The organism is Campylobacter sp. BCW_6465 (assembly GCF_001762815.1).
GTDB classification, from domain to species: domain Bacteria; phylum Campylobacterota; class Campylobacteria; order Campylobacterales; family Campylobacteraceae; genus Campylobacter_D; species Campylobacter_D jejuni.
Window position 1 is genome coordinate 99,345 of sequence record NZ_MJXN01000085.1, and the last position, 16,233, is coordinate 115,577.

The 16,233-nt window shown below is 35.6% G+C and carries 4 protein-coding genes, 2 tRNA genes, 3 rRNA genes and 1 pseudogene; 1 reads left to right on the forward strand and 9 read right to left on the reverse strand.

Features of this window, described 5'->3' with window-relative positions; all coding sequences use genetic code 11:
• Positions 1-112: 112 nt before the first annotated feature.
• Positions 113-1,783, forward strand: a pseudogene (gene ggt, locus AJ886_RS05480) (gamma-glutamyltransferase).
• A 34-nt stretch (positions 1,784-1,817) separates the two neighbouring features.
• On the opposite strand, the gene ccsA reads toward ggt, so the two are convergent.
• The 9 genes from ccsA to AJ886_RS05525 all read right to left on the reverse strand — a co-directional run bounded on the left by ccsA (position 1,818) and on the right by AJ886_RS05525 (position 15,621).
• Positions 1,818-4,523, reverse strand: coding sequence for a cytochrome c biogenesis protein CcsA (ccsA, locus tag AJ886_RS05485; RefSeq protein ID WP_070277774.1), 2,706 nt, complete (start codon positions 4,521-4,523; stop codon positions 1,818-1,820).
• On the reverse strand, positions 4,516-5,100 hold the full coding sequence (locus AJ886_RS05490; RefSeq protein WP_070287344.1) for a SoxW family protein: 585 nt from the start codon (positions 5,098-5,100) through the stop codon (positions 4,516-4,518). The genes ccsA and AJ886_RS05490 overlap by 8 nt, the downstream gene beginning before the upstream one ends.
• A gap of 43 nt (positions 5,101-5,143) precedes the next feature.
• Positions 5,144-7,213, reverse strand: a complete 2,070-nt coding sequence (locus AJ886_RS05495; protein WP_083267245.1) for a rhodanese-like domain-containing protein — start codon at positions 7,211-7,213, stop codon at positions 5,144-5,146.
• A gap of 40 nt (positions 7,214-7,253) precedes the next feature.
• Positions 7,254-9,224, reverse strand: a complete 1,971-nt coding sequence (locus AJ886_RS05500) for a cytochrome c3 family protein (RefSeq protein WP_070287346.1) — start codon at positions 9,222-9,224, stop codon at positions 7,254-7,256.
• 422 nt (positions 9,225-9,646) lie between these two features.
• Positions 9,647-9,763: ribosomal RNA gene (gene rrf, locus AJ886_RS05505) — 5S ribosomal RNA — on the reverse strand.
• Positions 9,764-10,058: 295 nt separating this feature from the next.
• A 23S ribosomal RNA gene (locus AJ886_RS05510) occupies positions 10,059-13,116 on the reverse strand.
• 729 nt (positions 13,117-13,845) lie between these two features.
• Positions 13,846-13,922 (reverse strand) — tRNA-Ile (locus AJ886_RS05515).
• An 8-nt stretch (positions 13,923-13,930) separates the two neighbouring features.
• Positions 13,931-14,006 (reverse strand) — tRNA-Ala (locus AJ886_RS05520).
• Between the two features lie 102 nt (positions 14,007-14,108).
• Positions 14,109-15,621, reverse strand: a 16S ribosomal RNA gene (locus AJ886_RS05525).
• The 16S, 23S and 5S rRNA genes sit together here with 2 tRNA genes alongside, the layout of an rRNA operon.
• Positions 15,622-16,233 lie beyond the last annotated feature (612 nt).

Sequence of the window (16,233 nt, forward strand, 5' to 3'; positions counted from 1 at the left end):
GATACAAAATTTTAAAATTTTAAATATTTTTATAAAAATATATCATTTTTTAAATTTATCAATACCCCTAGTTTTGTTACAATAATTCTATATATCATTAAAAAGGAGTAAAATGCGTTATTTAGCTATATTTGCGATTTCAATCACGCTAAGTTTTGGTGCAGCTAATCCACCTATACAAGATAGAACAGGCACAAGACTTGTTTTATCAAGTCATGAACTAGCCAATAAAATAGGCAAAGAAGTTCTTGACAAAGGCAGAAATGCCATAGATGCAGCTGTAGCTGTAGGTTATGCTTTGGCTGTAGTGCATCCTGCAGCAGGAAACATAGGTGGTGGTGGCTTTGCAGTCATTCATCTAGCCAATGGAGAAAATACCACGCTTGATTTTAGAGAAATGGCACCTTTAAAAGCAAGCAGAAATATGTATCTTGATAGCAAAGGAGAGGTTATAAAAGATGCTTCAACCATAGGTTATCTAGCTGCTGGAGTACCAGGAACGGTTAAAGGTATGAGTGCTATGCTTGATCGCTACGGCACTATGAAACTAAAAGACTTGATGGCTCCTGCTATAAAACTAGCTGAAAAAGGTTATCTCATCAACGATAGACAAGAATAAACCATGCTAGAAGCTAAAGATATGTTTAAAGAATTTCCTAGTTCAAGCAAATATTTCCTTAAAAAAGATGGCAACACTTATAAAAGCGGGGATTTGTTTGTCCAAAAAGATCTAGCAAAAACTTTAAAACTTATCGCAAAAGAAGATCCTGATGCTTTTTATAAGGAAAAAATCGCTGATTTAATAGCAACGGATATGGCTAAAAACAAAGGCATTATCACTAAAGAAGATCTAGCACAATACCAAGCTATTTGGAGAAAACCTGTAGAAGGTACTTATAGGGGTTATGATATCATTTCCATGTCGCCACCTAGCAGTGGGGGTGCTCACATCATCGAAATTTTAAATATCATGGAAAATGCCAATATAGAAAATTTAGGCTTTGCAAGCTCTAAAACTTTACACATAATGGCTGAAGCTATACGTCAAGCTTATGCGGATAGATCAGAATACATGGGCGATCCTGATTTTGTAAAAATCCCACTTGATAAACTTACAAGCAAAGAATACGCCAAAGAAATTTATGCAAAAATTCCAAAAGATAAGGCTTTACCAAGCTCAAAAGTAAAACCTGGTTTAGGACAAATTCACGAAGGATATAATACCACTCATTATTCTGTACTAGATAGCAAAGGCAATGCTGTAAGCATTACCTATACTATCAATGCGAGTTATGGTTCGGGCGCTGCGGTTGAAGGGGCAGGGTTTTTACTCAATGATGAAATGGATGATTTTTAAATCAAACCAGGCGTGCCAAATTTATATGGACTTGTAGACGGAGAAGCTAATGCTATAGAACCTAAAAAAAGACCTTTAAGCTCTATGAGTCCAACTATCATACTAAAAGATGGAAAAGTATTTATGGTAGTAGGTAGTCCAGGTGGTTCTAGGATCATCACGACAGTTTTACAAGTGATTTCAAATGTGATCGATCATAAAATGGACATATCAACAGCAGTAGAAGCTCCAAGATTTCACATGCAGTGGCTACCTGATGAAATCAGAACAGAGCCTTTTGGAATCATCAAAGATGTGCAAAACAATCTTGAAAAAATGGGCTATAAAATCACCAAAGAACCTTATATGGGTGATGTAAATGCTATCATGGTCGATCCAAAAACTGGAAAAATCGTAGGCTCCATGGATACAAGAAAAGAATTCTAACTTCTTATTTACCCTTGAAATTTCAAGGGTAAATTTATACAGGATTTTTAAGTCTTCTTTTAAAAAATGCTCCTAAAATTAAAATCACTGTAAAAGCAATGAAAAAATATAAAAATTTAGGCACAGGCACAGGATCTCCTGCTGCATAAGAATGCAATCCTGAAAGATAGAAATTTACCCCAAAATAAGTCATTAAAATAGAATAAAATCCTATAACACTCGCACTTGCAAAGGCGTAAGGATTGTTAAATTTTGAGATAAATCTAAGATGTAAAATCATAGTATAAACAATAATAGAAATTAAAGCCCAAGTTTCTTTAGAATCCCAGCCCCAGTATCTTCCCCAGCTTTCGTTTGCCCAAACTCCACCTAAGAAATTTCCTATAGTGAGTAAAGCAAGTCCTATTATCATCGCCATTTCGTTGATACAATGTAAGTTTAAAATACTTTGATCTATTTGAGCTTTTTTTGGATTTCTTAACATAAATAAAATCAAGCTAAATACTCCAAGCAAAAAGCAAAGTCCTAAAAATCCATAGCTTGCAGTGATGATAGAAACATGGATATTAAGCCAATAGGATTTTAAAACGGGCACAAGATTTGTAATTTGTGGATCCATAAAACCAAGATGTGCTACAAAAAGAGAAATTCCAGCCATAATACTTGCAGTACAAAGCGCTAAAGAAGATCTTTTATAAAAAACAAGTCCCGCAAAAGCACAAGCAAAAGCTATATAAACCATACTTTCATAAGCATTACTCCAAGGAGCGTGATCTCCTACATACCAACGAAAGATTAAAGCTAAAGCATGAGCTAAAACACTTAAAGCAATGAGAATAAAAATTGCATTTTTAAGCATTTTTGGAGCTTTTTTAAGGCTTAAAATTTCATAGACTAATAAGATAAAAAGCATACTACCTAGTAAAAGATAAATAGGGGTGAGATTGTCAAAAATATTATAATGATTTAAAAAAAGCTCTAAAGAAATTTGAGTAGGTGTAGGGATAAGATTTGCTCCGTAGAAATTTTGAAAATTTTTAAGTCTTTCTAAACTTTCATCGGCTTTAGAAAAATCTTTGGTACTAAGAGCTTGTTCAAAATCAAAAAAATATTTTGCCAATAAGCTTTGTATATTTTCTATATCCTTTAAATCAAAAGGCATAGGTGTAGCAGGAGAATACCAAGTATAGGTTTTTTGGCTTGGATCAGGAAATATTCTAAAAATTTCTCCGCTATAGATATAAAAAGCAGTGTTGATTTTTTCATCAAGAGCTAAAATATCTTTATCAAACTGATCTCTTAGAGCAGGTTTTTTGCGATTTGCTTCTTCTATATAGTTTGAAAGTTTGTAAAAATCTCCATCAAAAACATCATCGTAAGCAAGATATTTTTCATTTTTATCCACGCCTAAAATTTCTTTTAGCTTTGCAGTTTTTACGCTAATCATTTTTATTTGTCTAAAATGTTGTGGATACATCATCATACCAAGAAAAATTTGATTATAGTTTAAACCTAAAAAATCATTTTTTTTGGTAATCTTATGGATGTAATTCATCGCTAAAGTATCGATAGGTTTTATCCTGCCATCAAAGTCTTGCACAAGTAAGCTTCCAAAAAGCATAGAATGTTTTGCAGAATTTTCTTTGATATTTTGTATAAGCTTTAAGGTATTTTCATCGGCAAAACTTTTTATATTAAAAGCAAAAAGACAAAAAAGAATTAATAAAAGATTTTTTTGATTTTTAAGATAGTTTGATAATTTTTGAAATCTTGAGTTTTTAGCAAATAAAATCCATAAAAAACCTAAAGTCAGCAAAGTATAGCCTATATAGGTTGGAATTTTTCCAGGATCTTTATTGACTGAAAGTATGGTGCCTTGTTCGTCTTGATCATAAGAACTTTGAAAAAATCTATATCCGCCATAATCTAAAACATTATTCATAAAAATTTTATACTCAAAACTTTTATCTTGATCGATCACTTCTATATCTGAAGCATAAGAAGAAGGACTCATAGAACCTGCGTAGCGATCTAGGATAAAATCTTTTAAAGCCAAAGAAAAAGGCAGTTTGATCTCTTCAGGACCCCAGTTGAGTGCAAAAATTTCACCTCCTAGTCTAAAAGGTAAAACATTTTCATTGTTGTAATTTGGAGTGAGTAAAATTTCTTTGCTTTCATTATTAAAAGAAATTTGCATTTTGATGATAGGATTGCTCATTGCATTAGGAGCTTTTTCATAATCAAGTAGTTTTAAATTTATAGTTTTATTTTGCTGCATGGAAACTTTTTTTTCAAAACTATTATGGAGTAAAGGATTAAAAGCTACTCCAAAGGATTGATATTCTACAACCTTACCTTCATCATTATAAAGCATTAAGGCTATAAATTCATCTCTTGTCACAATGATATCAGAACTTTGTCCTTCTCTAATGTGCATACCTCCTTCTATGCCAAAATAACGCGTGATTGCAGCGCCAAGTAAAATTACTATAAAAGCACTATGCAAGAGCAAGGAAGCATATTTTTTTCTTTGTAAAAGTTTGTGTATAAAAATAATACCTATAAGATTGATTAAAAGCAAAAGGTGTAAGATATCAAACCATAAAGCATTATAAACTAAGGCTTTAGCAGCATTTGTGCCAAAATCATTTTCGACAAAAGTCGCTACTGCACAAGAAAGAGCATAGATAAAAAGTAAAATAAGACTCATCCAAAAGGAAAAAAAGATTTTCTTAAACATTTTTCTCCTTGTATGCTAGAAAAAGTGTTTTAAAAAGCTCATCTTCATTAAGCTTTTGATTTTTTTCATCTTTTAAAATTTCCATAGTCAAAGCAAGGCGTTTAGCACTCATAAAACCAAGATAAATCAGTAAAGTTTTATGTTTAGGAGTAAAAAATATCAAAGTAGGCGTAGCGTCTATATTGAATTCTCTTGAAAGTTCTTCTGTGCTTGTTTTTTTATTGTCGTAATTATGAATTTTATGATAACTTGTATTGATATAATAAGAATTATATGTGTTTTTTAAGATATTTTGAACTTCTTTGTTGTTTTGAATTTCGTGTTTTAATTTATCGCAATAAACACAATTATTTGCACTAAAAATAATTAGCACAGGTTTGTCAGAAAAAACAATATTTTGATTGTCTTTAAAAAATTCTGCGATTTCTTTGTAAGAGTTGAGATCAAGATTGTTTGTATCTTGTTTGTATTGTTCTGTAGTTTTTGTTCCTTTGGAAAGAATATTTTCATCTATTTTTTCATCATTACAAGCACAAAATAATAATATTATAAATCCTAAAATCAGTTTTTTTAACATCAAATCCTTTCATTTAAAATTGCCTAGAAAATCTAGGCAATTATTATTTTAACAAATCCACTATAAAAGCATAAATCATCAAGAATAAAAAGATCATTCCTGTAATCAGCATCAAATAACCTGCTAATTTAGCAATGCCTTTATAAGAATTAAATTTAGAGTTTTTCTCATATAAACTTTCAAGCTTTCCGCTTTCTTTTAGGCGTTGATAATACGCATTTCTTTCTTGTTTAATCTCGGCTTCACTTTGGGTTCCTGAGAAAATTACCATATCCATAGGGAAGCGATCTGCTCTAAAATGAGTATTGAAGAAGTGGATTGCAAAGATAAATCCTGTTGCAAGTAAAGCTTCATCAGAGTGCACTAAAGAACAAAGATTGATCATCCAACCTGGTAAAAAGGTACTAAAGAAAGTAGGGAACCATAAAACCAATCCTGAAAGTCCTATAACAAACATACCCCAAAATACTGCTAGATAATCAAATTTTTCCCAATAAGTCCAGCGGTCAAATTGTGGTCTTTCACCCATGCCAAAAAACCATTTAAAATGTGCTTTCATATCTTTAAAGTCCTGCCAATTTGGCATTAAAGAATCAGGTCCAAAAAGGGCTTTTAAAATTTTCATTTTATCAAGTTTTCCTGTTTGTGGATCACGCACTAAATCTCTTCTTTTCCAGTTTACAAGTATGATTTCTTCAATATGAGAGAAAAAGACTATAAACATAACAATAGCACTAATATGATGCACTATGGTTGCACCGATTGGTCCACCCATAAGATCTATCATGGTTTGCGCCCAAGGAGCGGTATAAAATTTTTGCGGCAAACCTGAGAAAGCAAGTCCTAAGAAACTTGCCGCCATAAAGAAATGCTGAATTTTATGGAAGGTTGAAAAACGTTTGATTAAAACCTTGTCATTGTGTGCATTTTCTTTTGCTTTTTTCCATTCTATAGGATGTGAAAGTCTTGCTAAAATCAGTCTTATACTCCAAAGTAAAGTATGCAAACCAAAGAACACAAAAACTCCTATTACTAAAGCGGTCATAAAGATATAAGCACCGTGAAGTAAAGGATAGTTTTCTCCATCACTATGATCAGCATGTGCAATAAAATTGGCAAAATTTTCATTAGAATTTGGATGACATTGCGCACAAGTTTGAACACGATTTAAAGACGATAGGGTTGAGTTTAAATCTTCAACTTTTAAAATATTGTGTTTGCCGTGACAATCATAACAGGCTGCGATTTTTGGAGCGCTACCGGGACTATTTAATACCATAGCCTTACCATGGAAAGTATCATGATAGCGATCTTGTTTATCTTGATGACATTCGCCACATTTAAAATCACTTCTTTGTTTTAAGGTCATTGCATTCATTAACGGATCGTTGTTGTGGATATCGTGACAAGTGGTACAAGTTGGAATTTTTTTCTTTTTTCCATCTTTATCAAGTTGTATTTGGCTGATATTTTGATGAATGCTGTGTTTAAATTCTTTATCTACATCTTTATGACAACTTGCACAGTTTTTATTGATAAGATCCGAATTTGCAGCATTATTGTAGCGAATAGATTTTTTATCTTCGCCTTTTCCGTGGCAATCCCTACAACTTGGAACATCTCCAAAATACATTCTTGAATGAATGCTATCTTTAAAATCATCTAAATTTTTAGCGTTTTGCCATTTTTCTATTTGTTCTTTTTGAACTTTTCTTCCAGAAAGCACCCAAGATTCTATACCATCTAACATAACATAAACATGGGTATAGCCTAATTTTTGGCTTAAATTTGCAATATTAGAAGCATCAAAAGCAAAACGATTCGACCCATAAAAAATTAAAGTTGCATTAAAATCATCAGGTAATAAATTTTGCCAATTTTGCGCATCAACTAAAACAGCATTAGGTATATTACCTGCAACTTCTCTTTCTTCCTTGGAATTAACATCCGCAAAATATACATTTTTTTGCCCTAAAAGTTTTTCAGCATCTTTCATGCTGATAGGAGTTACACCTTCAACTATACCTATTTGAATTTTTCCGTCGGCAAGTAAAAAAGGGGTTGAAAAACAAAAAACAGCAAGCAATATAAATTTTATTAAACTTTGTTTCAAAATTTACTCCTTAAACTCGCCCAAAAAATGGGCGAAAATTTTATTTTAAAATATTTTTAGCTTCTTGTATATAAACCAAAGCCTCATCTACTATTTTTTTGGAGTAAACAGGACCATGCACACCCCAAGAACCATCTTTTTGCAATTTTTCTGCAATAGCCCTTGCTTGATTTGCCAAAGTAATAACACGAGATTTTTTTTCTACAGAAAGTTTAGGATTTTCAGCCATAGCTTTATCAATTTCTTTCACGCCTTTAAGAATATTTTCATATCCATCTTTTACAGGTTTTTGCCAACCTACAACAATGTCGTAGATAGTCTCTTGATCTGTAAAATGAAGTTTTTTAGGTAAATTTGATTGAACCGCACTGTGACATCCACTTGCACCTGGCCCCATTAAATTTGGATCACTAAAACTTGTACGTCCACAAGCCCACATTAAATCAAGGAAAAATCTTCCATCATCATCTCTAGCGATGGTCCATCCTGGAGTTTTTGGAGATCTTTCTTTACCTTCTGGCGGATTAAGAGTTTTAGCAGTTTTATCAACTTTTATTTTCCAAATGTGAGAAGCTCTAACATTATCAAATCCACCTTTATCGGGATTTTGAACTGCTCCAAAGTTTTCACAACTCATCATATTTGGCATGTGACAAGCTGTACAATTATCTTTTGAATGAATTCCTCCTTGTTTAAAGAAGCTAGCTTGTGTGTCATGACAATCTGTACAAGTTTTTTTAAGCCCTACTTTAGTATATCCATCTTTCCAATCATTGAAAGTAACCTCATGAGGATCGTGGCAAGTAGAACATCTCATACCCTTATCATAGTGAGCTGAACTATACATTTGCGCACCTTCAGTTCCACAAGCTGGACAGCTAGATTTGAAGAAGGCATTAAATGGTTTTCTAGGATTTTTCTTAGCATCTTCTTCATTGTAAGAAAATCTTTGATGACATCTTTCGCAGTTTGATGGCATACCTGCACCTCTAGCACCATAAAGATGAGCACCTGCACCATGACATTCTTCACAAGAAATACCTTTTGAAATTGTATGTTTTCTAAGCTCTTGAGTATTTCCTAAAGCTTTATAAAATTCTTCTTTGCTTTTAAAATCAAATTTAAAACTATGACAGGTTTCACAATAAGAACTTGCAGGCTGAAAAAGCATATTTTTACGATATTGTGCTGCATAAGAATTTGTTCCCCAAACTTGAGAGCCATTACCTCCAAATTGTTCCATAGTAGTAGGGAAACCTGGAGAAAATTCTGCTATTTTTTTGGTCATTTCAGGTGTTAAAAACTCACTCCAAAGCCTTGAGAATTGATTACCTCCGGCTACTATTTTTCCTGTCATATTACTAAGATTTCCATCTTCAACATGATAAGTTCCACGAACCAACCATCTATCAATAAAACCATATTTTGTTCTAGGTGTTCCAATTACAGCATAGACATCATCAGGATAAATTCCATCTGGTAAAATAGTAGATTGTGAGTTATACATAGGTTTTTTTAAATCATTTCCTACTTCTTCAAACTCATCAGGAAAACGAACGGTTTTTGCATGACGTGATCTTTCCCAAGCTTTATATTGAGCAGGATGACATTCACCACATTTTTTTGGACCTACAAATTTGTTTGGAAAATCTAAAAAAGATTCCATTCCTAAACGATAAGTCACTGAAGTATGAGCTAGATTGTTTTGCTGTGCAAAAGTAGGACCATTAGAAAATTCTACATATTCTTCTTCCCTATCACTAATAGCATATCTACCTACTATACGACCTTCTTTTTCATATTTAAACATAGGATGATGTTCTTTAAGATATTTAAAAAACGCATCTTCTTGGTGCACATAACCCTCAAGCGTTCTTGGTTTAGTATCGCCATCTTGTGCAGCTTCTCCTTGAATAAGAACATTTGAATTTTCTGCACTACTCACATTTAAAGCAAATCCCACCCCAAGTAATAGGGTTAAAACCTTTCCCTTAGAAATAAGCTTTTTCATAAGATACACCTTATAAATAAAATTTTTAAGATAATATAATTATGAAATAAATAGTTTAAGATATAAATTATCTTATTTAAATTATATTAACTTTTATATATAAAGTTTATGTTAATTAAACTTAATAATTAATAAAATTAACAATTTCATCGTGAATTTATATATTAATTTCTATTTTTTATTTAAAATTCTATCAATAAACCAAGTAGCCGATCACCCAAACAACTTTTTTAAAAGAACTAAATTTATACAATCCATACAAATATATTAAACTTTCCAAACCCCTAAAAACACCCTATTCTCTCTAAAAACCCTAACCAGCAACAAACTCTTTTTTAAACACTATTCTAAGTGTCATCTAAAACAACAATAAAAATAAACATAGGATTTATATATAAAGTAAGTAATGAAGACATTTAACAAGTCCGCAATGAGCTACTTTCCCCCTGCCAGTAAGGCGTAGTATCATCACCCACGATGTGCTTAGCTTCTTGGTTCGGGATGGAGCAAGGCGTTTCCACATCTGTATAATCACGGACATTGTTATTTAAATATTCTTTGAAAGATTGAATTTAAAAAATAAAGCTTAATCTTTTTATTTCTTTACTTTTTTCTTTATTCTCTTTCTTCTTTTGTTTTTCTTTCTTCTTTACTTATCTTTTATCTTTGATAAGTTTTTATATAGAATACTTAAAAAACAATGTTAAGAGCAAGTTCTAATATAAACTTTACTTGAAAGATTTTATTAGCTTAAAAACATAATGTTTATATAAATATTTCATATAAAACATTCAAAGCTTTATAAAAACCTTAACAAGGAAGTGATGCTTTATTAAAGATAAGCCAAACGCTCTATTAGTACTGGTCAGCTAAAGGACTTTCATCCATTACACACCCAGCCTATCAAACTAGTAGTCTTCTAGAGAGCTTAGAGAAGATTCATCTTAGAGTTGGCTTCACGCTTAGATGCTTTCAGCGTTTATCCTTTCCAAACTTAGCTACGCTGCGATGCTCTTGGCAGAACAACAGCTACACCAGTGGTTTGTTCAACCCGGTCCTCTCGTACTAGGGTCAAATCTCTTCAATCTTCTTACGCCCACGGCAGATAGGGACCGAACTGTCTCACGACGTTCTGAACCCAGCTCGCGTACCGCTTTAAATGGCGAACAGCCATACCCTTGGGACCTGCTCCAGCCCCAGGATGCGATGAGCCGACATCGAGGTGCCAAACCTCCCCGTCGATGTGAGCTCTTGGGGGAGATCAGCCTGTTATCCCCGGGGTACCTTTTATCCTTTGAGCGATGGCCCTTCCACACAGAACCACCGGATCACTAAGACCGACTTTCGTCTCTGCTTGACTTGTATGTCTTGCAGTTAAGCTGGCTTATACCTTTATACTCTACGAACGATTTCCAACCGTTCTGAGCCAACCTTTGTAAGCCTCCGTTATTATTTGGGAGGCGACCGCCCCAGTCAAACTACCCACCAGACATTGTCCCACTTGAGGATAACTCAAGCTGGTTAGCTACCCAAATAAGAAAGAGTGGTATCTCAACAACGGCTCATATACAACTGGCGTCATATACTCAAAGCCTCCCACCTATCCTGCACATTCTTATCCAAGTAGCAGTGTCAAGCTGTAGTAAAGGTCCACGGGGTCTTTCCGTCTTGCCGCGGGTAGGAGGAATTTTCACCTCCACTACAATTTCACTGGATCCCTCTTTGAGACAGCTCCCATCTCGTTACGCCATTCATGCAGGTCGGTATTTAACCGACAAGGAATTTCGCTACCTTAGGACCGTTATAGTTACGGCCGCCGTTTACTCGGGCTTCGATCAAGAGCTTCGCTAATGCTAACCCCATCAATTAACCTTCGAGCACCGGGCAGGCGTCACACCCTATACATCCTCTTACGAGTTAGCAGAGTGCTGTGTTTTTGGTAAACAGTCGGGAGGGACTCTTTGTTGTAAGTTTCTTCGCTTTCGGAGTAAATCCTAGTACGAAGCTAACCACACCTTATACCGAAGATACGGTGCTATTTTGCAGAGTTCCTTAAAGAGAGTTCTTCCACGCGCCTTAGAATACTCATCCCACCCACCTGTGTCGGTTTACGGTACGGGCAACATTAGCTAAACTTAGAAACTTTTCTTGGCTCGACGGCATCAGGGGTTCTTCTATCCATCCGAAGATTTCAAAAAGCCTTTCAGTTCTCGGAGTGTTCTTATACGGATTTGCCTGTATAAGCTCCTACGACCTTAGACTAGCACTTCCATCCGCTAGCCCCCTTAGCCCTAAGCGTCCTTCCATCGCACACTAATGTTGGTATTGGAATATTAACCAATTTGCCATCGTCTACCCCTTTCGGACTCGACTTAGGACCCGACTAACCCTACGATGACGAGCATCGCGTAGGAAACCTTGGGTTTACGGCGTTAATGATTCTCACATTAATTATCGCTACTCATGCCTGCATGCTCACTTCTATTCGCTCCAGCACTCCTTACCGGTATACCTTCGACGCAAATAGAACGCTCTCCTACCACTTGCACACAACTTAAACTACTTAACTTTAGCCTAAGAATATTTTTATTGATTTTACTAAGTTTTATTTCTATCTTTACTCTATAAAAATCAGTAAAAATATAACTTAAAACATATAACTTAGTTTTTTATATTCTCAACTTAAATAATCTAAGTTGTGTGCAAGTCTACAGCTTCGGTACTTACTTTAGCCCCGTTATATTTTCCGCGCAAAATCACTAGACCAGTGAGCTATTACGCTTTCTTTAAAGGATGGCTGCTTCTAAGCCAACCTCCTGGTTGTTTAAGTAACTTCACATCGTTTTCCACTTAAGTAAGATTTAGGGACCTTAGCTGGTAGTCTGGGTTGTTTCCCTCTTGACGACGGATTTTATCACTCGCCGCCTGACTGCTGTGATTACATATAAGGTATTCGGAGTTTGATAGGGTTTGGTACATTGGTGTATGCCCTAGCCCATTCAGTGCTCTACCCCCTTATATTACGACACAACGCTATACCTAAATATATTTCGGAGAGAACCAGCTATCACGAAGTTTGATTGGCCTTTCACCCCTATCCACAAGTCATCCCGGGGCTTTTCAACGCCTATGGGTTCAGTCCTCCACTAGTTCTTACACTAGCTTCAACTTGCTCATGGATAGATCACTTCGTTTCGGGTCTGCAGCATCTGACTAAGCGCCCTATTCAGACTCGCTTTCGCTACGGCTTCGCGTTTGCTTAACCTTGCCAGACACCACAACTCGCAGGCTCATTATGCAAAAGGCAGTCCATCACACTGTATTGCTACATAGTGCTCTGAATGATTATAAGCAAATGGTTTCAGGTTCTATTTCACTCTGATCACCTCAGTTCTTTTCACCTTTCCCTCACGGTACTTGTGCACTATCGATCTGGTATTAGTATTTAGGGTTGGATCGTGGTCGACCCAGATTCAGACAGGATTCCTCGTGTCCCGCCCTACTCAGGATACTGCTAGCTAAGCTTTGTTTTTCGCATACGGGACTATCACCCTCTATGGCTATACTTTCCAGAATGTTCTGCTAAACTCAGCTCTTGCACATTGCAGTCCTACAACCCCCAGTGCAAGCACTGGGTTTGCCCTCTTGCGCTTTCGCTCGCCGCTACTGACGCAATCTCTATTGATTTCTTTTCCTGAGGGTACTAAGATGTTTCAATTCCCCTCGTTCGCTCCTATATAGGTAATGTATATCTCTATACATTGGGTTGCCCCATTCGGAAATCTACGGATCAAAGCTTCTTGACAGCTCCCCGTAGCTTATCGCAGTCTAGTACGTCCTTCATCGCCTTTACCAGTCAAGGCATCCACCATTCGCTCTTAGTAGCTTACCTTTTGATGTTCTTTTAGCAGATGAGCAAAGCTCATCCTAAAGAACCAAAGCTAAAGGCCTACCCCGCCAACCTAAAAGATATTAGGCTTAAAACGAAATAAACTAAACATTCATTAAAAAATTAATGTAGATAAAGCTTCAATTCTTAATCGCTAAAAAAACAATTTGCATAAAAGTTAGATATAACCTAACTTCTACCTTTTTTATTGATTCTAAAACGCATCACTTCCTTGTTAAAGTTTTTATGATAAGACTTCTTTATCTTAAGACGGAAAGCATTCAAACACTTAATATAGAACTAAATGATTTAGTCTTAACTAAGCTGTGAGTTTGAAACTTGTCTTTAATTTACAAATCTTAAATCTAATATTCTCTTTATTATAGAAATAAAGATAATTAAAAGATATAAGTTAAACCAAAGAAAAGATAAATAGGTTTTATCCTTTAACAAGTCCTGTAAAATTGTTTTTATTAAAACTTGCTTGTGACTCTTAACAATGATAATTAAAAAGAACATTTAGGTTTAAAACCTAAAGGAAGTATATATATATATTAATATAATCATTATAAATATAAATACATAATGTATATGCTACTTATATCTATTTAAAGTATATTCTTTTATAGCTAAAGATAAAAATAAATCTAAGTATAGAGTTTATATTTTATATTTAATCTACTTTATATACTTGCTTTAGATTTTAAAGCTTTTTTATTCAAATCTTTTTTATGGTGGGCCTAACAAGACTTGAACTTGTGACCTCACCCTTATCAGGGGTGCACTCTAACCAGCTGAGCTATAGGCCCTTAATAAATGGTGGAGAATAGCGGGATCGAACCGCTGACCTCCTGCGTGCAAAGCAGGCGCTCTCCCAGCTGAGCTAATTCCCCATAAACAATTAGCTTTATCATCAATCTTTGAAATCTAAACAAGAATCAATTGAGTTTATATATTGAAGTAATAGTGGTGAGACTTATTACTTTGTACTCTAGAAAGGAGGTGATCCAACCGCAGGTTCTCCTACGGTTACCTTGTTACGACTTCACCCCAGTCGCTGATTCCACTGTGGACGGTAACTAGTTTAGTATTCCGGCTTCGAGTGAAATCAACTCCCATGGTGTGACGGGCGGTGAGTACAAGACCCGGGAACGTATTCACCGTAGCATGGCTGATCTACGATTACTAGCGATTCCGGCTTCATGCTCTCGAGTTGCAGAGAACAATCCGAACTGGGACATATTTTATAGATTTGCTCCACCTCGCGGTATTGCGTCTCATTGTATATGCCATTGTAGCACGTGTGTCGCCCTGGGCATAAGGGCCATGATGACTTGACGTCGTCCACACCTTCCTCCTCCTTACGAAGGCAGTCTATTTAGAGTGCTCGGCCGAACCGTTAGCAACTAAATACGTGGGTTGCGCTCGTTGCGGGACTTAACCCAACATCTCACGACACGAGCTGACGACAGCCGTGCAGCACCTGTCTCTAAGTTCTAGCAAGCTAGCACCCTCATATCTCTATAAGGTTCTTAGGATATCAAGCCCAGGTAAGGTTCTTCGCGTATCTTCGAATTAAACCACATGCTCCACCGCTTGTGCGGGTCCCCGTCTATTCCTTTGAGTTTTAATCTTGCGACCGTACTCCCCAGGCGGTACACTTAATGCGTTAGCTGCATTACTGAGATGACTAGCACCCCAACAACTAGTGTACATCGTTTAGGGCGTGGACTACCAGGGTATCTAATCCTGTTTGCTCCCCACGCTTTCGCGCCTTAGCGTCAGTTGAGTTCCAGCAGATCGCCTTCGCAATGGGTATTCTTGGTGATATCTACGGATTTTACCCCTACACCACCAATTCCATCTGCCTCTCCCTCACTCTAGACTATCAGTTTCCCAAGCAGTTTAATGGTTAAGCCATTAGATTTCACAAGAGACTTGATAATCCGCCTACGCGCCCTTTACGCCCAGTGATTCCGAGTAACGCTTGCACCCTCCGTATTACCGCGGCTGCTGGCACGGAGTTAGCCGGTGCTTATTCCTTAGGTACCGTCAGAATTCTTCCCTAAGAAAAGGAGTTTACGCTCCGAAAAGTGTCATCCTCCACGCGGCGTTGCTGCGTCAGGGTTTCCCCCATTGCGCAATATTCCCTACTGCTGCCTCCCGTAGGAGTCTGGACCGTGTCTCAGTTCCAGTGTGACTGATCATCCTCTCAGACCAGTTAAGCGTCATAGCCTTGGTAAGCCATTACCTTACCAACTAGCTGATACTATATAGTCTCATCCTACACCGAAAAACTTTCCCTACTCAACTTGTGTTAAGCAGGAGTATAGAGTATTAGCAGTCGTTTCCAACTGTTGTCCTCTTGTGTAGGGCAGATTAACTATACCTTACTCACCCGTGCGCCACTAATCCACTTCTAGCAAGCTAGAAGCTTCATCGTTCGACTTGCATGTATTAGGCACGCCGCCAGCGTTCACTCTGAGCCAGGATCAAACTCTCCATAATAAACCTTCTTTAGCATCAAGGCAAAGCCTTGACTAAGAAGCAAGCTAAAGGCCTACCCCGCCAACCTAATAGATAAACTACTTAGATTGTATTAAAGAGATAAACCTTATTACTTTTATAGATAGTTTAATCTTTTTCTTCAAAGAAAAAGTTATAAAAGATTAAAAGAAAAGCTTTTAATCTTTTTAAATTAGATTGAATAGATTTTACATAATTGCTTATGCCTAAATCTTTCTGGCTCAATCGATCACTTATTTAGATTTCAAAGATTGACTAATAAGATTTGAATAACAATACTAAGTTAAAAGAACAAAACAAAAAATCATTTTTAAAAGAAAAGTTTTTAAATTAAAAAACTAAGATTTATAAATAAAACTTTTTAGCTTTAAATTAAAAAATTAAGAAAGTTAAAAACTCAAATAATTTAAAAACTTAAAAAATCTAAAATAAAGTTAATTTATAAAATCTACGTAAGCTAATGAAACTTTATAATTTAAAAGATTTTAAGTCCTTTTTTCAAAAAAGGAAATGAAAGTATAACCAATTAAACTTAAAGAGGGATTAAACAATATAAATATTTGTGTAAGTATTTATATAAGTATTTGGTGGGTT